The following is a 23,337-nucleotide window of genomic DNA, read 5'->3' as shown; positions in this document are numbered from 1 at the left end:
AACCAAATTCCGCCGTCCGGCACATCCGCTCGACGGCGCGTTGAAGCCGGACCGGCGGGACAGAAAAAACCCCGGCCAGGGGGAATGGCCAGGGCGGTTGGAGACGACGAGAAGCCTCTCAAAGGCGCCCCGAACTCTCGAGGCGCGAGACAGAATGCTCTGCGATTGCGATCCTGCTCGACGCTCAGTCGATGCTGGCAAACGTCATTTCGACATGGCCGCGCCCCGTTGGCTGGCCAACACTCTGCAGCGCCTGGGCGGCAGCAACGCTCTGCCCGCCACCGATCAGGTCTTCATTACCTGCCGGGACATCGGTAGCGTGCATGGTGCTGACGGAGACATAGGTCAAGGCCTCGTCTGCGGCCGCGCTGTGGCCACCATTGACCGGATTGACACGATACTGGGTCGGCAGCGCCTGGAACTCGGAAGTTTGCTGTACGTTCAGTGCCTGGTGCTGGCTGGCAAAAGCTTCTTCGGCTTGAGCGCTATTGGCCTGAGCGGCAGCGGGCAGCGCGATGGCCAGTGCGATGGCGGCAAGAATGGCAGTTTTCATGATTCGTTCTCCAATGACTTTTTTCGTTTTCTTTCTTCGGTTGGCCACTTGGCCCTGACCGTTGATGACATTATGAGAACGAGACAGTTAGCGTGCGAATCGAAAGCCTCGAAAGCGACTATCGCCAGAATCGATAGGTCAAGCCATGAGCACCGCGCACGGGGGCACTGGCCTCTCGCGCGGCTGGCGTGATGGCTCTTCCAGAGACGACGCCTGGCACGGGTACGCTCCCATCTTGCTCATGGAGACGCGGCTTCGTCCTGGCTCTGTGCTGAAGCGACGATGCGCTCCAGTACCGGAATCCAGCAGGATTCGACATTCAATCCGAATCGTTCGCCAAGGGCGTCGATCATCTCCTCGACCGAGAGGTAGCGCTCTTCGACCTCTCCCGTCACCCGTGCCACCTTCAACCGATTGCTCGCCAAGGTATAACGCGCTTCGGGTGTGGTCATCGCTACCATCAACCGACTGCGAAAGTGTGATGTCGGGTAGCGGGACACGTAGTGGTTGGCCATCTGGTAATCGATGGACTCCCAGGGAAAATCGAGAATCTCGTACAGGGCCTGCCAGGCGTGATCATGATGTGACTCGACCATGAAGCCGCTCATCGTCTTGCGCAGCCGATAAGCGCCGTAGGCATACTGCTGGGAACGCTCCGGCTGCCAAAGGAGCGGCTCATTGGGCATGAAACTGCCGAAACCGACATCCACCAACCACAGGGCGTCGTCCACCACCACTTTCAAGGATGCGTGTGTCGCTGCCGGGGCGGGGCCCTCCAGCTCGTGGCCGACCCACACCCGGGCCAGATGGGTTTCCACCGAATACCCCAGCGCTTGCAGCACACGCTGCAGCAGGTTGGCGTGTTCGAAACAGTAGCCTCCCCGTTGCTGGCGAAGCATCTTGTCATCGACGGCGTTCGGATCGAGTGATATCTCCCGCCCCAGCAATACATCGATAGCCTCGAAGGGAATGGAAGCCATGTGATGGGCAATGATGGAACGCAGCGTCCCCAGCGTGGGGGGCAAGGCACCCGAGAGTCCAATGCGCTTCAAATAGGCTGACAGATCGACGCTGGCCATCGCCTGGCCGGAGAGTGGAACGATAGCTGACATGATGGAGCTCCTCTGAACGACGAGCGCAGCGTAATTCCTCGACTTTACTTGAGGTCAAGCCCGTGATGGCCCGTTGGACGCCCGCTCGAGAAATCCTTCCAAGAGAGCCTGGCGGATACCGCAATGAACGACGATACCCGTGCTCCCTGATCGCTGTGTCACCCGAGCCCGGCCTTGGCTGGATCCACCTATGTCGGAGCACCGCATCGAGAAGGACGGCGCGCTGAGCTCCAGCTCGCGGCGCTTGGCCCACTCCTCGGCCATCGTCTTGCGCGGGAAGCTCCGCGACTCTGTATAATCCCCGCTCCCTCGGCGGGCGATGCGGATCCGAGCCAGGTATGAGAAACTGCCGCCCTTCTTTTGCGGCTTGACGATGGTGGCCACAGCCTCCTCCCGGAATGTGACAAATCCGGATGCCTCGCGGTGCCAGATTTGTGACGACACGACCCGCAAAACGCGCCAAAACCACTGTAAATATTACCAGCTATGGCCATGACCGAAAACGCCACAAACCGCGGAAACGCTACAACCACGCGATCCGCGCTGGACAGGACTTTCTCCGTCGCGCCGATGATGGACTGGACCACCCGGGACTACCGTGCCTTCGCCCGCTGTCTGACCCGCCGCGCACTGCTGTATACGGAGATGGTCACCACCGGCGCGATTCTGCATGGCTCGCCGCGGGAGCGTTTCCTGGGTTACGACGCCGTAGAGCATCCGCTGGCGCTGCAATTGGGTGGCAGCGATCCCGGTGAACTGGCCGAATGCGCGGCCATCGCCGAAGCGTGGGGCTACGACGAGGTCAATCTCAACGTGGGCTGTCCGAGCGATCGGGTGCAGAACAACCTGATCGGCGCCTGCCTGATGGGTTATCCCGACAAGGTGGCCGAAGCCGTCGCCGCCATGCGTCGCGCGGTATCGATTCCCGTCACGGTGAAGTGTCGCATCGGGATCGACGACCAGGACGAAGATGCCGATCTCGAGCGCTTCATCGATCGGGTCGCCGACGCCGGCTGCGATACCTTCATCGTGCACGCCCGCAAGGCGTGGCTCCAGGGGCTCTCCCCCAAGGAAAATCGCGACGTCCCGCCGCTCAACTATCCCCGCATTTACCGACTCAAGGCACAGCACCCCGAACTGCACATCGGGATCAATGGCGGTATCAAGACGCTGGAGGCCTGCAGGGGGCATCTCGACGCTGGCGCAGATAGCGTGATGATCGGCCGGGAGGCCTACCAGAATCCGTGGCTGCTGGCCGATGTCGACAGCACCCTCTACGGTGTCGAGCCGCCGGCCACCAGCCGCCACGAGGCGGCGCGGGCCTTTCGTCCCTACGTGATGGAACGGCTGGCCGAAGGCGTCAAGCTCAACCACATCACCCGGCACCTGCTGGGGCTGTTCCAGGGCTGTGCCGGCGGCAGGCGCTTCCGGCGCTATCTTTCGGAAAGCGCCCACAAGGAGGGTGCCGGTATCAGCATCTACGATGACGCCATCGGCCTGGTCGACGAGCGTCGGCTGGCCGAGCCGGCCCGGGAGCGCGCCTAGAAGCCGGTCGTCTCGTAACGCGACTGGAAGCTCTCCACCGCGTTCTCGACATCGTCGATCTCCTGGTAGCGGGCGACGTGAAACAGCGCCTCGCCCTCGTTGACCAGCGGCAGGTTGCTCATGCCGATGACGATGCCATCGGCATTGGCCACGACCGGCGCCTCATCGTTGCCGAAGGGATCGGCCACCACGCCCAGCGACTGATGCTTGGCGACCCGCGCGCCCAGTCTGACGCGCGGCCTCAGAATGCCATCGATGGGCGCCCTGGCCCAGCTCGAACCGTTGGCCACTTCGGCGGGGGGCGGCGTGCGTCGGCGGCTGTCGGCCGGCAGCATGCCGATCAGGCGCATCACACGCCGGATCCCCCTCACGCCAGGCGCGATCGCCCACTCGTCGAAGCGCAGCGCCTCGCCAGCCTCGTAGGTGAGCACGGGCACGCCACGATTCTGGGCGTATTCGCGCAGGCTCCCCTCGCGAAGCTCTGCATTGAGGATCACCGGTACGCCGAACGCCTCGGCCATGGCCTGGGTTTCGCGGTTCTGGCGCAGTTGGGAACGAATCTGGGGCAAGTTGGTACGGTGAATGGCACCGGTGTGCAAGTCGATGATGTGAGTGGCCCGATCGACCATCTCCTCCCGCATCAGTGCGGCGATGCGAGAGCCCAGCGATCCGCCCTCACTTCCCGGGAAGCAGCGATTGAGGTCGCGCCGGTCCGGCAGGTAGCGCGACTGCTGGACGAAGCCGAAGACATTGACGACGGGTACGGCGATCAGCGTCCCGCGCAATCGCGATAGGTTCGGCAGCCGTAACAGCCGGCGCACGATCTCGACGCCGTTGAGCTCGTCGCCGTGAATCGCGCCGCAGACCAGCAACACCGGGCCAGGCTGGCGACCGTGAACTACCTCTACCGGAATATGCATCGGGGCGTGGGTATAGAGCTTGGCCACCGGGACATCGACCTGCCGGCGCGTGCCCGGTTCGATTCGCTCGCCGACGAGGGTGAAGGCTTCCTGCGCCATGACAATCCTTGACAATGGTTGGGTCGGTAGTGACGAGATCGTGAAACCCTCACGTCAGCGGGAGGGGGCATCCCGCTGGATCGCTTCCAGCTCGAAGATCAGCGTCACATGATCACCGACCATACCGTTGTCGACGCCGTAATCCATCCCCCAGTCACTGCGATCGAGAGCGCCACGGACCGACAATCCCAGCGTGGGCCGCCTGTGCCCGAACGGATAGACAGCGTCCCGGTTCAACGTGACGTCCAGCGTGACCGGCTCGGTACGTCCCAGCAGCGTGAGCTTGCCATTCAGCGTACCGGTCGTCGGGGAGGAGGGCTCGAAATCCGTGGCCACGAAATGTATCCGCGGATGACTGCCCGCGTCCAGAAAGTCGCGCCCCCGCAGATGCTCGTCGCGAGCACCGAGATTGGTGAAGACGCTGGTGGACTGGATCGTGACCTCTGCCGAGATCAACCTCTGCGCCTCCCGGTCATAGACGAAAGTGCCCTCGCCCTCCAGGAACTGTCCAAGCAGGTTCTCGTAACCCAGATGATCCACCATGAACGCGATGGAGAAGTGTTCGGGATCGATATCGAAGCGCTGCGGCTCGGCGCTTGCCGGCGGCGACGCCAGCAGCACCAGCGCGGGGAGAAGATTCAGCCAAGCGCGTCTCATGACGGCCTCCTTGCGGGGAAATCGACCCAAATATCGCGCGAAACGGCGATGCCGCTCACAGCTCGATGTCGCCGGCAGGACGACGACGCCAGAGCCAGACGATGTCACGGCCGAACGAGAGGACCAGCAGTAGTGCCGCTATCAGCGTGAAAGCGGTCGCCCACGCCGGTTCGACGAAGGGAAGCAGGCAGACCATCAGCGTCGACACCTGCCAGACGCAGACCGTCTTGCGGAAATAGCTCTCGGGCAGGGCGCGATTGAGCCACGGCGAGTAGAACCCGGCGACCAGAAATACGTAGCGGGCCAGCCCGATGACCAGGATCCAGGCCCCCACCTTGTCCAGGGCGATCAACGCCACGCACAGCACGACGATGAAAAACGCGTCCAGCTCCATGTCGAATCGCGCGCCGAAGGCGCTCGACGACCCGGTTCGCCGCGCCACCCAGCCATCGATCCCATCGAGGGCCAGTGCCAGCAGCGACAACGCCGCGATCCCTTCGGCGTGGCGCTGGATGAAATCTGGATAGACCACGACGCCAGCGACGACCGCGATCAGCACCGCTCGGAGCAGGGTGACACGGTTCGCCCAGCCGAGCCCCTGCCGCGAGGCTGGCCAGGCCCAGAGCACCGCCGTGGCGATCGCCAGATAAATGCCGCCGGCCGTGAGGCGCAGGCCCGAGGGCGCCGAGAAAGCCCAGTGCACCCACTCGGTGAGCAGGCCGACCATGGCGAGCCCCGCGGCCATCTCGACCCAGCCGCGCAGGGATCTGCCCCGCCGAGAAACCGCTGCCGAGATACGTGTCGATGAGTGTCGCATCGGCGACCTCCTCCCTGATGATGGCTCGCACCCCGACCTGTCGTGACGCCGGATCGCGATGCCCTTCCTAACCGATACGCTACCGGTACAAGTTTGGATGCAGTTTGACCGATTTGCGAGAGTGACGGGTCACCGTGGCGGTCGACGGGGCCGGCAACGCCCAGAGCTGACCGACTTCCAGGCCGCCCACTTCGCCCCGGCAGTCTCCCGACGGCGCCATCGGAGCGAGTAAATCTTGTTCATAGCTTAATTTTTGTACACCATTTGTACAATTCCAACTCGTCACACTCTGCCATACTGTCAGCAGGACGACGAGCCGCCACCCCGATCTGCCCTCAAGGAACGGATACCGCAATGACGACGCCTTACGCTCACGCCTTCTGGTCTCTCGGCAACGGTAACGGCGAAATTCGCCAGGCCGAGCTGAGTGTCAGCGGCGACTTGATGATCCGCACCTGTTACTCCGCCATCAGCCGGGGCAGCGAGACGCTGGTCTTCAATGGCCAGGTACCGGCGAGTGAATACCAGCGGATGCGGGCGCCCTTTCAAAGCGGCGAGTTCCCCGGCCCGGTTAAGTACGGCTACTCCAATGTTGGCGTCGTCGAGCAGGGCGCGCATGACTGGCACGGGCGATACGTCTACTGCCTTCACCCCCACCAGACCCACTACCGGGTCGGCGTCGACGACGTCGTGCCGCTGCCGCCCGGCGTGCCCCCGCAGCGCGCGGTACTCGGCGCCAACATGGAAACGGCTCTCAACGCCCTGTGGGACGCGGCGCCAGGAATCGGCGACCGGATCAGCGTCGTCGGCGCCGGCGTCGTCGGTGCCCTGGTGGCCTGGCTCTGCGCCCGATTGCCCGGGACCCGCGTCCAGTTGATCGATATCGACGAGCGCAAGCGCTTCCTCGGCGAGGCGCTGGGAGTGGACTTCCACACCCCTGAAACCGCCGAGGCCGAACAGGATCTGGTCGTGCACGCCAGCGCGTCGAATGCCGGTCTGCAGAGTGCCCTCTCGCTGGCGGGGTTCGAGGCCACCGTACTGGAAATGAGCTGGTACGGCAGCCGCGAGGTCAACCTGCCGCTCGGCGAGGCGTTTCACGCCCGCCGTCTGACGCTGCGCTCCAGCCAGGTCGGCAGCGTATCGCCCGGACACCGCCCTCGCTGGAATCATCAGCGGCGACTGGCACTGGCGCTGGCGCTACTCGATCACGACTGTCTGGACGTGCTGATCAGCGGAGAAAGCCATTTCCGGGATCTCCCCGAAACGCTCAAGCGACTGAGTCAGCGTGACGACGATACGCTCTGCCAGCGCATCCGCTACGGCTGACCCGACGTACCTCATGATGCCGGCCCGGTATCGCACGCTTCGCCGGGCAGGTTCGCCAGGGACAGCAAGACGCAAATTCGGCAACGGCCCCATACGGCCACTTCAGCAAGGAGCGAGAGGATGTTCAGCCTGACCGTTCGCGATCACATGATGATCGCCCACAGCTTCAACAGCGAGACCTTCGGCCCGGCGCAGAAGCTTCACGGTGCGACTTACGTGGTCGACGCCACCTTCAAGCGTCCCGAACTCGACCAGGACGATCTCGTCGTCGATATCGGTCTGGCCAGCGAAACGCTGAAACGAGTGCTCGGTGAATTCACCCTGGGCAACCTCGACGAGATCGGCGAATTCAAGGGCCGCAACACCACCACCGAATTCATGGCCAAGGTCGTATTCGACCGACTCTCCCACGCCATTCGCGAGGGTGAGCTGGGTGACGGCGCCCGCCATCTCACTGCCCTGACCGTGACCCTGCACGAGTCCCACGTGGCCTGGGCGAGTTACGAAGGGGGGTTATGAGCGACTTCACGCTGATCGTCGCCGGCGACCCCGGCCAGTTGACCGGTGGCTACGTCTACGATGCGCGCATCGTCGAGGCGCTGCGCGCCACCGGCTGGACCATCGACGTGATCGGGCTCGAGGGGCGCTTTCCCGAGCCGGACGCCGTCGCCGCCCACGCCCTGGACAGCGCCTTGACCGCACTGGCGGACGGCAGTCGGGCCGTGATCGACGGGCTTACCATGGGCGGGCTACCGGCCATCGTCGAGCGTCACGCTTCGCGGCTATCCATCACCGCACTGGTGCACCATCCCCTCGCCGACGAAACCGGCCTGGGCGCACCGGAGCAGCAGCGCTTCCGCGTCAGCGAGACCCGCGCCCTGGCCGCAGCGGGGAGCGTCATCGTCACCAGCGTCTTCACCGCTCGTCGGCTTCGCGACTTTCAGGTGCCGGCCGACAAGATCGCGGTCATCGAGCCTGGCGTCGAGCCCGGCCCCCTGGCGAGCGGCGACGGCAGCGGTACGCCTCGCCTGCTGTGCATTGCGACGGTGACGCCGCGCAAGGGCCAGGATCTGCTGGTCGAAGCGCTGGCAGGCTTGACCGCGCTGCCGTGGCAGTGCGATCTGATCGGCGCGCTGGACCGAGCCGACACCTACGTCGCCAAGGTGCGCGAGATCATCGACGAACACCAGTTGGGCGAACGTATCCGGCTACTGGGCTCGCAGCCCACCGAGCGCCTGTCCGAGCATTACCGGCAAGCCGATCTCTTCGTGCTGCCCTCGCACTACGAAGGCTACGGCATGGTGGTCACCGAAGCGCTCGCCCATGGCCTGCCGGTCGTCACCACGACGGGCGGCGCCCTGGCCCATACGCTGCCCGACGGCGCCGGTATCAAGGTGGCACCGGGGGACGTGGTGGCGCTGCGTGACGCGCTCGAACGCATGCTGGAAGATCCGGAGACCTACCAGCGCTGCCGGGAGGGGGCCAGGGCGTGTCGCGATACCCTGACCGACTGGCACGCTGCCGCCGCCGCCTTCGGTCAGGCCCTGAAGCGCTCGGACACGAGAGAGGCAACGCGCTGATGCCGACCTCGACGCCCCCCGCCACCGACGCGCTGTTCAGCGATCAATGGCTGACGCTGAGGGAGCCCACCGATCACAGGGCACGCGACGCCCAGCTCACCCACGCCGCAGACCAGTGGCTGGTGCGCCGCGCCGCAACGAACCCGGCGCAGGACACCCGGTCGTTCGAGACACGGCGCACCGTGGTCGACCTCGGCTGCGGCAGCGGCTCCAATCTGCGCTATCTGGCCCCGCGCCTGCAGGGCGCCCAGCAGTGGCGGCTGATCGATCACGACGCCGGGCTGCTCGCCCAGGCCCGACAGCGCTGCGAGTCGCTGGCGAGTGCCGACGGCCAGCCGATCCATCTCGAGACCGATCAACTGAGCCTGACGGCGGCCTGGCAACACGGCCTGGAAGACGCCGATCTAGTCACCGCCTCGGCGCTGTTCGACCTGCTGACGGTCGACGCCCTCGAGGCAATGGCTGATGCCTGCCAGCGTAGCGGCTGTGCGGTGCTGTTCGCGCTCAGTATCGATGGCCTGATCCGTTTCCACGATGCCAGTGGCAGCGCGCTCTACGACGACGACGATCGCTTCATGCTCGCCGCGCTCCAGGCCCACCAGCATCGCGACAAGGGGGGTGGCCCGGCGGTAGGCGGTGAGGCCCCCCGCAGACTTCGCGAGAGCTTCCACCGTCGCGGCTACCATATCCGTGAAGCCGCCTCCCCCTGGCGACTCGGGCCGGAGTCGCAGCCTCTCGCCGAAGCGCTGATGGCGGGCTGGCGCCAGTCGCTTCACGAGCAACTGCCACAGCAGCGGGACCGAGTCGACCAGTGGCATGGCCGCCATCTCGACGACCTGCGGCGTGGCCGGGTGACCTTGACCGTGGGTCACCGGGACCTGCTGGCGACCCCGGCCGATGCAACGCACCCGGGAGCGCGAGCGTGAATCGGTGGCTGTCGCCGTGGCTGCGGCTGGCCGTGACGCTGGCGCTGCTGGGCATACTGGCGTGGAGACTGGATACCGGCCAGTTGCTGGAGAGACTCACGGCGCTGTCGCCGGCCTGGATTGCGCTTGCGGTCCTGCTTGGCCTCCCCCAGATCGCGATCTCGGCCTGGCGCTGGCGAATGACCGCGCATCGGGTCGGCATCGCGCTACAGTGGCCCACGGCCATCCGCGAGTACTACCTGGCCACCTTCCTGAATCAGGTCCTGCCGGGTGGCGTCCTGGGGGACGCGGCTCGAGCCTGGCGCCACGGCAACGCCCCGACGAACGCCGGTGACGGCCAGTCATCGCCCTCAGGACCGGCGGTGCGCGCCGTAATCATCGAGCGCGCCTCCGGCCAGGTGGCGCTGCTGCTGGTGGCGGTCGCCGCCATCTCGCTCTCGCCGGCGCTACGCCACGGGATCGCTCGGGCATGGCAACCCTGGACGACGACCCTGGCCTGGCTGCTGCTGGCGGCACTGCTGCTGGTCGGCGTCATCGTCGGCGTCTCGAAGCGACGACCCGGGACGGCTCTGGCAACCTTCGGCCGGGACGTCAGGCGGGCGTTGCTGACGGCGTCGGTATGGCCCGCCCAACTGGTCAGCTCGCTGCTGGTCATCGCCACCTACGTCGCGGTCTTTCTCTGCGCCGCCCAGGCCCTCGGCCTCCAGCGGCCGGTCTCACAGCTGCTGCCGCTGATCCCGCCCCTGCTGATGGCCATGGCGATCCCCTTGACCGTCGCCGGTTGGGGGCTTCGGGAAGGAGCCGCCGCGTTGATCTGGCCCCTGGCCGGCCTGCCGGCCCAGGAGGGCGTCGCGCTGTCGGTGGCCTACGGCCTGCTCGTGCTCGCCGCCAGCCTGCCGGGATTGGGAGTGCTGCTGTGGGACCGTCGGGCGAGCCAGGCAGTCTCGCCTCGCCGCAAGCTGGCATCGGAGGGGCATCCCTGATGAGATCAGGACTCCGCTGGCGTTCGATCACGCAGGTCGAGATCGAACAGCATGTCCCGGCCGAGGCAGAAATGGCGACAGGCTGGCCGCAGTGCCACGTCCAGCGTCTCGATCTCCGGCAGCGTCAGCGCCGGGCGGCCGGATCCGATCAGCATGGGGGCGACGACACTGTGCAGGCGGTCGAGACAGTCCGCCTCGAGAAAGCGGGAAATCGTCAGCCCGCCACCTTCGATCAGGATCCGACGATGGCCTTGCTCGGCCAGCAGCGCCAGAACCCTCGCGGGGTCGAAGCCCGCCGCCTCCGGCGGCAACGACTTGACGCCGACATGCGCCGCGAGCCCGTGGCCCTCGACGCCCTCGTTGACGAGATGCCAGGTCGGCGCCGCCGGCTGGCGGAAGACGTGGCGATCGGCCGGTACCCGCCCTCGCGGGTCGAGCACCACCCGCAGCGGGTTGTCGCCCTCGACATGACGCACGGTCAACTGCGGGTCGTCGGCGTCGACCGTACCGGCACCGACGACGACCGCGTCGACCAGCGCCCGCATTCGATGCAGGTGGACCAGGCTCGGCTTTCCGGTCACGTAATGGGAAGCCCCGGTGACCGTCGCGATACGGCCATCCAGGCTCTGGCCCAACTGGGCGATGACGCACGGCCCCCGGCGCACCGAGGTCGTGCACCACGGCAACCAGATCGACAGCAGTTGCCCGGCCTCCTCGTCGACCGGGTGGCTGCAGCGCCAGCCGCCGTCGGCGTCGACTTCCAGGCGATGATGCCCATCGACGACGGTCCCGTCGAACGTGTCGTCACGGGTCAGGGCCGCCACCTGGCGAAGCCAGCGCCAGGCCAGGACGACGGATACGGTGGATTCAACGGCGTGGGCGGGATTATCGGACGAGGCAGTCACGGTCATTCCTTGGCCAGACGGCATCACAGCGTAGCAAAGATCGCCCTTGGCGCGGAGAGCGTTCGGCGGTGGGCGCCATCATTTCGGCTTACCCGCCGCCCCCACCCGGGGCCTCGGGTGCCGATCACGGAGAGCGATCACAGATGAGACTGATCATGGACGACAGGATAAGGAGACGATCATGCGACAGGTAGAGCGCGCGATATTCGATCTGCGACGCGGCCTCCCGGTGCTCGTGCGGGCCGCCAGCGGCGACGTGGTGGTCCACCCGCTCGAGGGCTGCGACGACGAGGCACTGACGGCACTGCCGGCGCTCGCCGGCAACCCGGCCGCCCTGGCGCTGACCCGCCATCGCCTGGCGCGGCTGGGCATCGACTTCGGCCCCCGCGTGGGGCTGGTGCCGGTCGTTCCCGGCGACGGCGCCCCCGCCATCGTCGCCTGGGCCAGCGACGAGACGCAGCGGCTGCCCGTGGATCGTCAGCCCGTCGCCGCTGCCCCGGCAAGCGAGGCGGCGCTGGATCTGATGCGAATCGGCCTGCTGATCCCCGCGGCCGTAGTCGCCGAGGTCAGCCAGGCACAGCGCGCCCAGGTCGAGGCGCTGGTCGCAGAGGGTACGGTTCTGGCGGTCGCCGCCGAGCAGATCGACGCCTACGCCGAAAGCCGGTCACGCTTCCTCAAACGCACCAGCGACGCGGAGATCCCGCTGTCCCACGCCGAACGCGCGAAATTCGTCATGTTCCGGGAGGCGGACGGCATGCGCGAGCATATCGCGATCGTGATCGGCGATCGCGCCGAATGGAGCGATGCGGTGCCGGTGCGTCTTCATTCGGCCTGCCTCACCGGCGATCTGTTCGGCAGTTTGCGCTGCGACTGCGGCGAGCAGCTGCGCGAGAGCGTGCGCACCATCGACGAACGCGGCGGCGGCGTGCTGCTCTATCTCGCCCAGGAGGGCCGGGGCATCGGGCTAGCCAACAAGTTGCGCGCCTACACCCTGCAGGATGGCGGCCTGGATACGGTCGACGCCGACCAGGTACTCGGGTTCGGCGAGGACGAGCGAACCTACGAAGTCGCGCTGGAGATGCTCGAGCAGCTCGAGATCGCGCGGATCGAACTGTTGACCAACAACCCCGAGAAGATCGCCGCCATGGACCAGGGCGGCGTCGAGGTGGTCAACCGTCGCGGCATCTACGGCAAACTGACCAAGCAGAACCGACGCTACCTGGACGCCAAGGCCAAGCGCGCCGGCCACTGGCTGGAAGAGGTCCTCGACGACGGCGAGGACGAATCTGCCACGCCTTTCAGGCGTCCGGTGGCGCGCTGAGCGTCACCTCGACGCCGGATGGGCGTGGCGCAAGGTGGTGAGATCGAATGTCCCCGCCTCCTCGATCACCTGCGCCAGCCGGGCGGCGAAATGATCGACCAGCCAACGACCGGTCTCGGCGTCGGCCAGGGTTGCGTTGCCGGTCACCCCGCTGGCGTGGAGATCCTGCGCCAGCCAGGCGTAGCCGGCGTCACCCTCCGGCCCCAGGGTCGATCCGGCCTGCTCGCGGATTCGCCCCTCGGAGACCGCATCGGCCAGCCGGGCGACGCGAACCTTGTCCGGGGCGAGATATAGCATCATCGATGTCTCCAGCGCACCGCCATGCAGACCATGGCGGAGCTCCTCGGCGGGAAGCGCCTGCGCCGGGGGCGCAAAGCGGAAGTAGTTGGCCTTGACCACCAGCATGGCGTGCCTCGCGCGCAGTTTGAGCGCGGCCAGGTCGATGACCGCCTTGTTGCCGCCGTGGCTGTTGAACAGCACCAGACGGCGAATGCCGGCGCGGCTCACCGCCTCGCCCAGCGCCTCGATGACCGCGATCGCCGTCTCCGGCAGCAGGCTCAACGTGCCCGTGAATCCGGCGTGTTCCAGACTCGAGCCCAGCGCCAGCGGCGGCAGCAGGATCACGTTCCGATCCGGCGCGAGTCTTGTCGTCGCCGCCTCGAGCAGGCCCAGCCCGATGTCCAGGTCGGTGGAGAGCGGCAGATGCGCACCGTGCTGCTCGATCGCCGCCAGCGGCAGCACCGCCACCGTCCCCGCGTCGACCAGTTCGGCCATCTCCGTCGTGGTCAGCTCCTGCCACTGGTAGACACTCATGTTTCACTCCCTGACGAACCGCTTGACGTCGATGGCGCCGGCGAGCCCAGCAGCCGCTCCGCGATCGCGCTATCCCTGACCACCCGCCGGGCGATCGCCTCGCGTAACGTCCGCTCGTGGTTGCCGCCCTGCGCCAGGGTCAGTCGCGAGCGGGCTCGCGTGATGCCAGTGTAGATCAGCTCCCGGGTGACGATCGGATTGGCCCGCGCCGGCAGTGCGAACAGGACGTGCTCGAACTCCGATCCCTGGGATTTGTGCACGGTCATCGCGAATGCCGTCGCCGCGGCATCGAGCCGCGACGGCAGTACCTGGCGGATACCGTCGCCCTGCGGGAAACAGACCCGCAGTCGGCCGGCGTCATCGGCCAACGTCAGCCCCAGATCGCCGTTGTAGAGACCCAACTGGGGGTCATTGTGGGTCACCATCACCGGGCGCCCGGCGAACCACCCTTCGGTGCGCGATATCCAGCCCTGCTGCCATAACGCCCGGGCGATACGTTCGTTCAGCCCCTCGACACCCCAGGGCCCGCGGCGCAGGGCGCACAGCACCTGGAAGTGGCCCTGCAGGGCAAGAATCGATGCCACGTCCGCCCCGCCACGCAGCGCCTCGAACAGCGGCCGGTAGCCGGTCACCACGGCCCGCTCGAATGCCGCCGTATCGATGTCCAGCGTCTCCACATCCTCGAAACCCGCCGCCAGCAGCCGCGTGAACTCGCGGCCGTCGCCGGCGTTGGCGGCCCTGGCGAGGGCCCCGATACCACTGTCCGCCCGGAAGCGGAAGCTCCGGCGCAGCATGGCCACGTGATCGGCCAGCGGATTGGTCACGGCGGCCACGGGCAACGGCTCGCCCGCGATCGCCTGAAGATAGTCGCGCGTCGCCTCGGAGTAACCGGCGTCGCCGGCCCCCGCGCACAGATCGCCCAGCACCGAACCCGCCTCCACCGAAGCCAGTTGATCCTTGTCGCCGAGCAGGATCAGGCGGGCCTTCGCCGGCATCGCGTCGAGCAGCGCCGCCATCATCTCGAGATCGACCATCGAGGCCTCGTCCACCACCAGCAGGTCGAGGCTCAGCGGTGCCTCGCGATGATGGCGAAAGTGGCGCGTGTCCGGGCGCGCCCCCAGCAGCCGGTGGAGCGTCTGCGCCTCCTGGGGTATGGCGGCGCGCACGGCATCGGCGACCTCCAGCCGGCCGACCGCCCCCGCGATCGATTCCGATAGCCGGGCGGCCGCCTTGCCGGTGGGCGCGGCCAGCCGTATTCGGAGCGGCTCGCCGTCATCCGACAACGACTGCTCCTGCAGCAGCGCCAGCAGTCGAGTCACGGTGGTGGTCTTGCCGGTCCCGGGCCCGCCGGAGATGATCGTCAGCCGCTGCCGCAATGCGAGGGCGCACGCCACGCGCTGCCAGTCGGGTTCGCCCTCCTCGCGCCGATTGCCGGCGAACAGGGCCTGCAGCCGCCCGGCCAGCTCCTCGGCAACCGCCAGTGGTGGCCCCAGGCGCTGGCGCAGCCGCGCCGCCACCCCGCTCTCGGCCTGCCAGTATCGGCGCAGGTAGACCCGGTCGCCGTCCACGACCAGCGGCGTGGCGAGCCCCTCTGCCGCCGTCGTCTCGGCAACGGTGGAAGATTCGATCAACGCGGCAAGCCACTGCGCCGGCGTGACCGGGTCGAGCAGGGATTCCGGCAGCACCACCGCCTCCGCCGACGCGTGCTCGTCCGCGTTCTCCAGAGGCGGCAACGACAGCGCGGAGCGCGGCGCGTCCAGCACCCGGGCCAGCGACAGGCAGACATGGCCCCGGCCCACCTGATGGCTGACCAGCGCCGCAGCCAGGCCGACCAGCGGATCGGCGGCGGGATCGCGTTCGAGCAGGAAGAGCGCGAAGTGGCGGTCGAGCTGGCGCAGCCAGCCCAGCGCCACCCACAGCGACAGCGCCGCCAACAGGGTTTCGCGGGTGAGCGCATTGGCGGTTGGCGACGCCGCGGTATCGTCACCATCCAGCGCCAGCGAGAACTGGCCCTCGCCCGGCGAGCCGGGGCGCGCGTTCCGATTCGAAGGCGTGGTCGACGGTCGGCGGTTCATGCCGGAATCTCCTTGGATTGTCGCAGCAACGCGCCGGCCGGCCAGGCGTCACCCTGGAGCCACGCGTCCAGCGCCTCGATCAGCGCCCGCGACGGGCGCCGGTGGAATACCCCGGGTGCGACTTCGGACGCCATGCCAGACTCGAACGCGTCTTGGGCCACCATGGCAGACTCAGGCGCGTCTTCGGGCGCCTTGGAGAGTGGCGCATCTTCGGGCGCCTTGGAGAGTGGCGCCATGGAGAGCGGCGCCTTGGAGGACGACGCCTCGGAAAGTCCCCGCAGGAAGACGTAGCAGGCGCCGCCCATGTGCCGGTCGTAATCGTAATCCTCCAGCCGCGACGCGAGCAGGCGGTGTAGCGCCAGCACGTAGAGCACGTACTGCAGGTCGTAGCGGTGATCCACCATCGCCGCGGCCAGGCGCTCGCCCTGGTAGTCGTCCGGCGTATCGCCCAGATGATTGGATTTCCAGTCGAGGACGTACCAGCGCCCTCCCGACTCGAAGACAAGGTCGATATAGCCCTTGAGCATGCCGTTGAGCTTGCGCGGCGCGAGCCGGGGACGCCGGCCGGGCAGCGGCTCGAGTCGCGAGACGAGGCGGTCCAGCGGCTCGCTCCAGGCCGCCGATGCCGGCAGCCAGAATTCGAGCTCGGGCCGCCATGACTCGAGGCGATCGAGGCGCACCGAGTGGCCGTCGACGGTCATCAACGGCAAGCGCAGCCGCTCCAGCAGTAGCGCCTGCAACAGCGGCGCCCACTCGGCCTCGAACCCGCTGGTCGCCAGACGGCGGTCGATCTCCCGGCGCAGCGCCACGACATAGCCGGGCTCGTCCAGGCGATCGAAGTCGAGCGTTTCCAGCAAGCCGTGCAGGAAGGTTCCCGGGCGTGGCCCCCGCGGGAAATCGAACAGCGCACGGATACTGGGCCGCGGTACCGGATCCCGCTCGCGGCTGACCTCGATGTCCAGCGTCGCCGGCAGGTCCTCGCTGGCCGCGACCGCATCCTCGCCCTCGCCATCGCCGGTGTCGTCGCCGTTCCACGCCTCCTCCTCCTCGCCCACGGTGCGACGGGCATCCGCTATCAGCGAGGTGTAGGAGGCGATCCACCAGTCATCGTCGATCTCGCCGTCGAAGATCCGCGCCGGTTTGGTCTCCGGGGCGGCCATCGCCGCTCGCAGCCGGTGATCCGGCGGTTCGGGCAGCGGCTCGACCGCCAGCCAGCCGTCGCGCTGGCCCTGCCGCAGCCGATCCAGCAGCGCCACACCATCGTCCGCCTGCGCGCTGCCCAGCAACCGGCCCAGCGCGGTCTCGTGCAGGCAGCCGCCCTGGCCCCGCCCGCGACCGACATGGGCGACCCCCAGGCGACAGGCGTAGGCGGCACGGGTCAAGGCGACATAGAGCAGGCGGACATCCTCGTCGAGGCGCGCCAGCTCGGCCTCTCGCTTGTGGTCGTCATCGGGCGCGGCCACCAGCACGCTGCCCTCGCCCCCGGGCGGCCTCAACGCCAGCAGTCCGGTCCGACGATCCGGCTCCGCCGGCCGGTGGGAGCAGACGAACGGCAGCAGGACGATGGGATACTCGAGGCCCTTGGACTTGTGCACCGTGACCACCCGGACCAGATCCTCGTCGCTCTCCAGCCGCTGGCTGAGCGCCTGGCTGTCCAAGGTCGCGACGCCCTCCTGCAGCGCCCGGTGCCACCAGCGCAGCAGCGCCTGTTCACCGTCGAGCCGCTGCTGGGCGTTCTGGGCCAGCTCACCGAGATGGAGCAGATCGGTCAACGCCCGCTCGCCGTCGACGCGCTGGGCGAGCCGTTCGGCGACGCGGAAATCCTGCATCACCCTGCGCAACATGGGCAGCACGCCGCGCCGTTGCCACTGGCGATGGTAGTCGCCGAAGCGCTCGACCTCGCGCTCCCACGCCAGCTCGTCGGCCAGCAGCGCTTCCAGGGCCCGCGGCGAATCGTTGAGCAACTGGGTCGCGAGTGCCGCCTTGAGCCGGGCATCCTGGCGCGGCTGGGCCACCGCCTCGAACAGCTGCAACAGCTCGAACGCCTGCGGGGTGTCGAACACGCTCGACTTCTCGCTGAGGTAGACGCTACGGATCCCGCCGTCGGCGAGCGCCCGTCGCACCTTGAGCGCTTCCGGCCCATTACGCACCAGGATGGCGATATCGGCCGGCTGGACCGCACGCTCGCCGGTGGCGCCGGCGAAGCGCCACTCGCCCTCCAGCAGCCGCTGGACCTCGGCCCGGGTCGCCGATGCCATCGTCGCCTGATAATCGCCCTGGCTGTAGCGCTCGGTATCCGGCCACCACACCCCCAGCGCGGCCACCGGCCCACCGTCTCGGTCGACCAGCCGCGTCGACTTGGGCTGGGAGTCGATCGCCACGAACGGTATCTCGTCGCTGCCGAACGGCTGGGGGTGACGCTGGAACAACGCGTTGGTGGCCTCGACCATGGCCTGTGTCGAACGGAAGTTGCGCATCAGCGTGAAGCGGCTCGGCGTGGCCCGACGCGCGCGCAGGTAGGTGTGGATGTCGGCACCGCGAAAGGCGTAGATCGCCTGCTTGGGATCCCCGATCATCAGCAGTGCGGTGGTGGCCGGGTCGCTCTCCGGCGCCCGATAGATCCGCGAGAAGATCCGGTACTGGACCGGATCGGTATCCTGGAACTCGTCGATCAGCGCCACCGGCAGTTCCTGGCGGATGCGCGCGGCAAGCCGCAGCGCGGCATCGCCACCGTTACTGCCCGGCGCCAGGGCGGCGTCGAGATCGTTGAGCAGGTCCGAGAACTCCCACAGTCCGCGGCGCCGCTTCTCCTCCGCGAACGCTGTCGCGATCCGATCGCGGGCGTGCACCAGCACCTGGGAGGCAATCGCATCGAATGGCGTGCCGGCCTCGGCGAGCCGATCCAGCCAGCCGAAGAACGGATGCTCGGGCACCGCCGCGTTCTTCTTCGTCGCGCCCGCCAGCTTCTCCTGGCTGAGCCAGAAACGCCCGCTGCTGTCGGTGATGTCGTCCGCCTTGTCGAAGGTCTCCTGTTCGAGCCAGCTCCGGAAACCGGCAACGCGAGCCTCGAGCTCTTCCGGCTTGTAGCTGTTCTTCTTCAGCGCGTCGGCGTCGAACGCCGCCTGCAGCGTCTGGCGGATCGCATCCTCATCCCAGTGCGCGTGCAGGGCGGACTCGATCTCCTGGCGGCGCTCCATCTCACGCTCGAAGCCGTCCAGCAGTGCCGCCAGCGATGCCGGTGCCGATACCGCCACGCCATTCACCCACAGCGGCTGTGGCTCGCCATCCTTCAGCAATGGCCGCAACGCGGTCGCCAGGGCATCCGGTCCGCTCCAGCGCGAGCGGATCTGACGCTGCCAGCGCTCGTCGAGCGGATAGAACTCGCAGCGCCAGTAATCTTCCACCGTTCGGGCCAGCAGCGTCTGTCCGTCCTGCAGCAGTTCGGCGGAGAACCGCGCCCCGGCGTCGAAGGCGTGGCGGGTCAGCATCCGCTGGCAGAAGCCGTGAATGGTGAAGATCGCTGCCTCGTCCATCAGGCGCGCGGCCTGGTCCAGCCGCTTGGCTCCACCGCGGCAGGCGGTCTCTCCGGCTGCCACCAGCGGTGCCAGCAAGGTTGCCAACACCGAGTCGGCGCGGTCCTCGGGGCTGACCAGCAGCCAGTCGCGGGCCTGCTTGAGGCGCGCGCGGATACGCCCACGCAGCTCGGCGGTGGCGGCCTCGGTGAAGGTCACCACCAGAATCTCCGGCGGCGTCAACGGACGCGGGAAATCCACCGTCTCGCGGCCCGGTAGCGGCCCCAGCACCAGCCGAACGTAGAGTGCCGCCAGGGTGAAGGTCTTGCCGGTGCCGGCACTGGCCTCGATCAGATGCCGCCCGGTCAACGGCAGGCCGTCGAGCGCCAGCGGGACGACCCTCTCGTCCATCGCGGCATCGGCGCGGTCGCGGCTGTCGGTCATGAGTCGCCCCTCGAGAGATGAATGCGCTGCGAGGCCTGGCGCATCGCCTCCAGCAGCGGCTGGTAGTGGCGGACGCTCTCGGCCACGCCGCCGGCCGCCTCGAACGCCTCGAAGTCGCGCCAGAGCTGACCCAGACCACCCTCTCGCTGGACCAGCGCCGCGACCTGGTAGTTGCCCGCCTCATAGTCTGCGGCGAGATGCTCCCGCAATGCCGGTTCGGGCGCCTCTCCCGCGGCCAGGGCTTGCAGCGTCTCGGCACGGCACTGGTCCCACAGCGTGCGGACCAGCTCCCCCGAGGCCGGCAGCGGCTTGCACCAGGCCCGCCACCAGCTCGCCAACCACGCTGTCAGTCGCCGCCTCGCCTCGAGCCGTTCCAGCGGCGGGAAATCGAGACAGCGATCCTCGAAGATCGCCGTCCAGTGACACGACATCTCGCCAGCCGCATTGACCAGCAGCCAGCGCAGATAGCCGGCATGGAGTCGATGCGGCTTGCCGAGCTTCTTCCACGGGCCGTCGCCCTCGGGCTTGAAGTGACCGAAATGACTGGTTTCCAGCGTCATCAATTGGCAGCCGCCCTGCGCGTCCGTGAACAGTCCGTCGACGCGCGCCTCCAGCGCCAGCGACGGCACGTCGTCGGCAGCCGCTGCCTCGAAACGCAGCAGTGGCGGCTCCCGCTCGCTGGCGGTCGCGGTCAATCGTCGCCAGGTCTCCAGTTGCGTCTCCAGCCGTTTCAGCGTCGGCTCGATGGTGGCCAGGCCGAAGCCGGCCGCCGGCAGCCGCCCCGTCAGACGCAGCCGGTCCGCCATCTGCACCAGCGGTTCGCCACGGCGCCCGGCCTCCAGCAGTTCGCGTTTGACGGTGTGGTCCTCCAGCGCATCGAGGACGAAAGGCTCGCTATCCTCGTCGGGGACCTCGGCATCCTGGAATCGCACGCCCAGACGGCCGAGATAGACGCTCCAGGGCCGGCGCAGCAGTCGCTGCAGGTCGGCCAGCCCCAGCGCTTCGCCCGGCGGCTGGGGCGGAGCCGGCTCGGTGACGTTCTGCCCGGTGTCCCGTTCGGCATCGTCGCGGGTGTCGTGCAATGGCGCCCAGCTGGCATCGAAGGTGTAGCGTGGATCGTCGGCCTGGAAGTAGCGACGCGAAAACGGTTGCAGCGGGTGGGCCTCGATCAGCCGTGCCGCCAGCGCCGTCTCGTCGTCCACCGCCGGGCCATCCCCCGGATGGCCGGCCGGACGCCAGCCCTGCTCGAGCGTATCCAGCAGCTCGCCGATCAGCACCGAGGGCGGTCGTGGCGTGTTGTCGCGCTGGTCGAAGCCGACCCAGGAGAGTGTCAGCCGCTCGCGGGCGGAGAGCAGCGCCTCGAGCAGCAGGTAGCGGTCATCGTCGCGGCGCGAACGATCCCCCGGGCGCGGGCGCTGTGCCATCAGGTCGAAGTCCTGGGGCTGGCGGGTTCGCGGATAGGCGCCGTCGTTCATCCCCAGCAGGTAGACCTGCCGGAACGGGATGGCACGCATCGGCATCAGCGTGGCGAAATTGACCTTGCCGGCCAGGAAGCGCTGGGCCAGGCCACCGTCGTCGAGCTCGGCCCTGAGGGCGTCACGCACCACCGCCAGGCCGATCGGCTGCGAGAACGAGGCCAGCTCGCAGCTCTGCTGCCAGCGGCCCAGCGCCTGGTCCACCCGCGCCAGCACATCGTGCTCGTCCAGTGCGGTCGGCGCGAACAGCGCCTCCATCAGCGATCGCAGTCGCATCAGCCAGTCGCCCGGCGTGGCGGCCCCGCTCAGGGCCCCGCTCAGGGCCTCGCACTGGGCGGCCACGACCTGCATCAGCTCGGCGAGCCGGCCCGCCAGGTCCGCCTCCAACCCGCCCACCTCGTCGTAGGGCACGATGGCATCGAACTGCCAGGCGCTGTCGGCAGACGTCCCGTTCGGTACTTGCGAGCCAGAGGATCGCCCCGGCGGCAGCGGGCCGGTGGAGGGCAAAGCTCCGGTTGAATAGCCCAGCAGCATGCGTTCCAGCCCGAACGCCCAACTGTTCTCATGCAGCGCCGGGAACCCGAGCGCCTGGCGATGCGCGCCCGAGAGCCCCCAGCGCACGCCGCTCTCCGAAAGCCACCGCCGCAGGCGCGGCAGTTCGGCTTCGTCGATGGCGAAACGGGCCCGAAACGCCGGCACATCGAGCGCATCGAGCAGTTCGCTCACCCCCAGCCGCCGCTCGGGCAGTTCCAGCAGCGCCAGGATCAGCACCATCATTGGATGCGCTTCACTGGCAACCTGGTCGGCGATGGTGAAAGGGATATGGCGCGGATCGTCGGCGGGCAGCCGGCCGAAGACCGCTTCGATATAGGGGGCGTAGACGTCGATCTCCGGCACCATCACCAGGATGTCCCGCGGTCGCAGCGGCGCCCCCCGGGCGCTGGCCTCCTCGAACGCAGCCAGCAGCCGGTCGTGCAGCACTTCCACCTCGCGCAGCGGCGAGTGCACGCTGAACAGCGACAGCGAGGCGTCGTTCGCCGCGATCGTGCGTTTACCGCTCTCCCGGGCGCGCTCCCCAGGATGTCTGAGATCGAGGATGTCCTGCTGCAACTGGTTGAGTAGCGGCGCTCGTGCGGCATCCGCTTCATCGTCCGCCGCCGGGTCGCGAAAGAGATCGGTCTCGACGTCGAAACCACCATCCTGGCTCTCGAACTCGTAGAGACCGATGATGAAGTCGCGCCCCTGGGCACCCCAGGCGGCCAGCAGCGGGTTGGCCTGGAGATGCAGCGCCTCCTCGTCCAGCGCTTCGAGCCAGGGCGCTTCGGGGTGGCGGGCCTGCTGGCGCGCCACCGCCCCGGCGGAGAGCCGCCCGGCGCGCTTGATCGCCTCGCGGTCGGAGACGATGTCCCCCCAGTAGTGGCGGCAGGGGTTGGTGATCATCAGAAAGACATCGATGACACCGGAGAGCGCATGCAGCGCCTCCAGCGTCTGCGACGGCAGCGCCGAGATACCGAAGACGAAGATCCTCGGCGGCAATCCCTTCGGGCAGCTCCGCAGTCGCCTGGCGGCGTGCAGGAAACGGCCGTGCAGGTTGGCGCGGTGAAACGCCCGCTCGTCCGGCCCGGCGTCATCGATCAGCGCCCGCCACAGCGCCGGCTGCCAGCGCTGATCGGCGGGCAGGTCCCGAGGCGACTCCTCCCCCGCTTCCCAGGCCGCCAGCCAGTCCGGCCGGTAGTTGAGGTACTGGTCGAACAGGTCCGCCAGACGGACCGCCAGTTGCCAGCGCTTGCGCTCCGCCTGCTCGACCGCCAGGCGCTGCGCACCCGCCGTCAAGCGGTCCCCGTTACCGGGTTCGGCCCGCGCATCGTCTGGCACCGCGCCATCCGGCCCGGCGCCCAGGTAGTGGGCGAGCGGCGCGAAAACGACCGGCGCCGCGGCGACCGCGCCCTCCAGCAGTCGGAAGATGCGCCAGGCCAGCGGTCGCTTGTCGAACGGCGAGTGCAGCGGAATCGACTGCCCCTCGCCCTCCCCTCCGGCCTGTTCGAGCACCGCGCGATAGGCACGCCAGACGAAGCTCGAGGGCAGCGGGAAATCCACCGAAGCGGCGATGCCATCGGCTTCGGCCAGCGACAGGCGCAACCACTGGGCCATGCCGTTGGACTGCACCAGGAAGGTCTCCGGGGTCAGTGGCGGCAGCCGATGGCGCTTGATCAGCGCCAGTGCCAGGTCGTGCAGGTCTTCGAGATGATTGGCATGCAGGACGCTGAACATCCG

17 protein-coding genes are annotated in these 23,337 nt (G+C 68.0%); 7 read left to right on the top strand and 10 right to left on the bottom strand.

Annotated features, from left to right (window positions below; translation table 11 throughout):
- Positions 1-184 precede the first annotated feature (184 nt).
- Entirely contained in the window at positions 185-553 is a 369-nt protein-coding gene (locus DOM56_RS09215) for a hypothetical protein (RefSeq protein WP_110708484.1), read from the bottom strand.
- A 239-nt stretch (positions 554-792) separates the two neighbouring features.
- On the bottom strand, positions 793-1,665 hold the full coding sequence (locus DOM56_RS09210) for an arylamine N-acetyltransferase (protein WP_110708483.1): 873 nt from the start codon (positions 1,663-1,665) through the stop codon (positions 793-795).
- Between the two features lie 492 nt (positions 1,666-2,157).
- On the opposite strand from DOM56_RS09210, the gene dusA reads away from it, so the two are divergent.
- Positions 2,158-3,210, top strand: a complete 1,053-nt coding sequence (gene dusA / locus DOM56_RS09200) for a tRNA dihydrouridine(20/20a) synthase DusA (RefSeq protein WP_198655732.1) — start codon at positions 2,158-2,160, stop codon at positions 3,208-3,210.
- On the opposite strand, the gene DOM56_RS09195 is transcribed toward dusA, so the two are convergent.
- The 3 genes from DOM56_RS09195 to DOM56_RS09185 are packed head-to-tail and all read right to left on the bottom strand — an operon-like array spanning position 3,207 to position 5,703.
- Positions 3,207-4,229 (bottom strand): succinylglutamate desuccinylase/aspartoacylase family protein, encoded by a 1,023-nt coding sequence (locus DOM56_RS09195; protein WP_110598310.1) that lies wholly within the window; start codon positions 4,227-4,229, stop codon positions 3,207-3,209. The two genes, dusA and DOM56_RS09195, sit on opposite strands and share 4 nt — an antisense overlap.
- A gap of 54 nt (positions 4,230-4,283) precedes the next feature.
- Complete coding sequence (locus DOM56_RS09190) at positions 4,284-4,886, bottom strand: YceI family protein (RefSeq protein ID WP_110708480.1); 603 nt, start codon at positions 4,884-4,886, stop codon at positions 4,284-4,286.
- A gap of 55 nt (positions 4,887-4,941) precedes the next feature.
- Positions 4,942-5,703: a CDP-alcohol phosphatidyltransferase family protein gene (locus DOM56_RS09185; protein ID WP_110708479.1), complete on the bottom strand. Its 762-nt coding sequence runs from the start codon at positions 5,701-5,703 to the stop codon at positions 4,942-4,944.
- Between the two features lie 354 nt (positions 5,704-6,057).
- On the opposite strand from DOM56_RS09185, the gene DOM56_RS09180 reads away from it, so the two are divergent.
- From DOM56_RS09180 to DOM56_RS09160, 5 genes are all read left to right on the top strand, one after another.
- On the top strand, positions 6,058-7,029 hold the full coding sequence (locus DOM56_RS09180) for a zinc-binding alcohol dehydrogenase (protein ID WP_110708478.1): 972 nt from the start codon (positions 6,058-6,060) through the stop codon (positions 7,027-7,029).
- 120 nt (positions 7,030-7,149) lie between these two features.
- Entirely contained in the window at positions 7,150-7,548 is a 399-nt protein-coding gene (locus DOM56_RS09175) for a 6-carboxytetrahydropterin synthase (RefSeq protein WP_110708477.1), read from the top strand.
- On the top strand, positions 7,545-8,609 hold the full coding sequence (locus DOM56_RS09170) for a glycosyltransferase family 4 protein (protein ID WP_110708476.1): 1,065 nt from the start codon (positions 7,545-7,547) through the stop codon (positions 8,607-8,609). The genes DOM56_RS09175 and DOM56_RS09170 overlap by 4 nt, the downstream gene beginning before the upstream one ends.
- On the top strand, positions 8,609-9,535 hold the full coding sequence (locus tag DOM56_RS09165; RefSeq protein WP_110708475.1) for a class I SAM-dependent methyltransferase: 927 nt from the start codon (positions 8,609-8,611) through the stop codon (positions 9,533-9,535). Before DOM56_RS09170 ends, DOM56_RS09165 begins: the two co-directional genes overlap by 1 nt.
- Positions 9,532-10,518 carry a lysylphosphatidylglycerol synthase transmembrane domain-containing protein gene (locus DOM56_RS09160; protein ID WP_157958190.1) on the top strand — a complete coding sequence of 329 codons (987 nt, stop codon included), beginning with the start codon at positions 9,532-9,534 and terminating at the stop codon, positions 10,516-10,518. Before DOM56_RS09165 ends, DOM56_RS09160 begins: the two co-directional genes overlap by 4 nt.
- 5 nt (positions 10,519-10,523) lie before the next feature.
- Here the strand turns inward: DOM56_RS09160 and DOM56_RS09155 are convergent, their stop codons facing one another.
- On the bottom strand, positions 10,524-11,423 hold the full coding sequence (locus tag DOM56_RS09155) for a RibD family protein (RefSeq protein ID WP_232822235.1): 900 nt from the start codon (positions 11,421-11,423) through the stop codon (positions 10,524-10,526).
- A 181-nt stretch (positions 11,424-11,604) separates the two neighbouring features.
- Between DOM56_RS09155 and ribA the strand changes: the two genes are divergently transcribed.
- Positions 11,605-12,744, top strand: coding sequence for a GTP cyclohydrolase II RibA (ribA, locus tag DOM56_RS09150; protein ID WP_110708472.1), 1,140 nt, complete (start codon positions 11,605-11,607; stop codon positions 12,742-12,744).
- A gap of 3 nt (positions 12,745-12,747) precedes the next feature.
- Here ribA and DOM56_RS09145 read toward each other — a convergent pair whose 3' ends face one another.
- The 4 genes from DOM56_RS09145 to recC are packed head-to-tail and all read right to left on the bottom strand — an operon-like array spanning position 12,748 to position 23,334.
- Entirely contained in the window at positions 12,748-13,557 is an 810-nt protein-coding gene (locus tag DOM56_RS09145) for a creatininase family protein (RefSeq protein WP_110708471.1), read from the bottom strand.
- On the bottom strand, positions 13,554-15,632 hold the full coding sequence (gene recD / locus DOM56_RS09140; protein ID WP_110708470.1) for an exodeoxyribonuclease V subunit alpha: 2,079 nt from the start codon (positions 15,630-15,632) through the stop codon (positions 13,554-13,556). The genes DOM56_RS09145 and recD overlap by 4 nt, the downstream gene beginning before the upstream one ends.
- Complete coding sequence (gene recB / locus DOM56_RS09135) at positions 15,629-19,588, bottom strand: exodeoxyribonuclease V subunit beta (RefSeq protein WP_110708469.1); 3,960 nt, start codon at positions 19,586-19,588, stop codon at positions 15,629-15,631. The genes recD and recB overlap by 4 nt, the downstream gene beginning before the upstream one ends.
- Positions 19,585-23,334, bottom strand: coding sequence for an exodeoxyribonuclease V subunit gamma (recC, locus tag DOM56_RS09130; RefSeq protein WP_110708468.1), 3,750 nt, complete (start codon positions 23,332-23,334; stop codon positions 19,585-19,587). The genes recB and recC overlap by 4 nt, the downstream gene beginning before the upstream one ends.
- Positions 23,335-23,337 lie beyond the last annotated feature (3 nt).

Source organism: Salinicola sp. CR57 (assembly GCF_003206585.1).
GTDB lineage: Bacteria > Pseudomonadota > Gammaproteobacteria > Pseudomonadales > Halomonadaceae > Salinicola > Salinicola lusitanus.
The sequence above is the reverse complement of the archived record's forward strand: the minus strand, read 5'-3'. Positions and strand labels throughout refer to the sequence as shown.

Excerpts from the sequence above, each read along its gene's own strand:
- dusA (WP_198655732.1), top strand. The coding sequence starts at position 2,158 with ATGACCGAAAACGCCACAAACCGCGGAAACGCTACAACCACGCGATCC.
- DOM56_RS09190 (WP_110708480.1), bottom strand. The coding sequence starts at position 4,886 with ATGAGACGCGCTTGGCTGAATCTTCTCCCCGCGCTGGTGCTGCTGGCG.
- DOM56_RS09180 (WP_110708478.1), top strand. The coding sequence starts at position 6,058 with ATGACGACGCCTTACGCTCACGCCTTCTGGTCTCTCGGCAACGGTAAC.
- DOM56_RS09175 (WP_110708477.1), top strand. The coding sequence starts at position 7,150 with ATGTTCAGCCTGACCGTTCGCGATCACATGATGATCGCCCACAGCTTC.
- recD (WP_110708470.1), bottom strand. The coding sequence starts at position 15,632 with ATGAACCGCCGACCGTCGACCACGCCTTCGAATCGGAACGCGCGCCCC.
- DOM56_RS09195 (WP_110598310.1), bottom strand. The coding sequence starts at position 4,229 with ATGGCGCAGGAAGCCTTCACCCTCGTCGGCGAGCGAATCGAACCGGGC.
- DOM56_RS09165 (WP_110708475.1), top strand. The coding sequence starts at position 8,609 with ATGCCGACCTCGACGCCCCCCGCCACCGACGCGCTGTTCAGCGATCAA.
- ribA (WP_110708472.1), top strand. The coding sequence starts at position 11,605 with ATGCGACAGGTAGAGCGCGCGATATTCGATCTGCGACGCGGCCTCCCG.
- recB (WP_110708469.1), bottom strand. The coding sequence starts at position 19,588 with ATGACCGACAGCCGCGACCGCGCCGATGCCGCGATGGACGAGAGGGTC.
- DOM56_RS09170 (WP_110708476.1), top strand. The coding sequence starts at position 7,545 with ATGAGCGACTTCACGCTGATCGTCGCCGGCGACCCCGGCCAGTTGACC.
- recC (WP_110708468.1), bottom strand. The coding sequence starts at position 23,334 with ATGTTCAGCGTCCTGCATGCCAATCATCTCGAAGACCTGCACGACCTG.
- DOM56_RS09145 (WP_110708471.1), bottom strand. The coding sequence starts at position 13,557 with ATGAGTGTCTACCAGTGGCAGGAGCTGACCACGACGGAGATGGCCGAA.
- DOM56_RS09185 (WP_110708479.1), bottom strand. The coding sequence starts at position 5,703 with ATGCGACACTCATCGACACGTATCTCGGCAGCGGTTTCTCGGCGGGGC.
- DOM56_RS09210 (WP_110708483.1), bottom strand. The coding sequence starts at position 1,665 with ATGTCAGCTATCGTTCCACTCTCCGGCCAGGCGATGGCCAGCGTCGAT.
- DOM56_RS09215 (WP_110708484.1), bottom strand. The coding sequence starts at position 553 with ATGAAAACTGCCATTCTTGCCGCCATCGCACTGGCCATCGCGCTGCCC.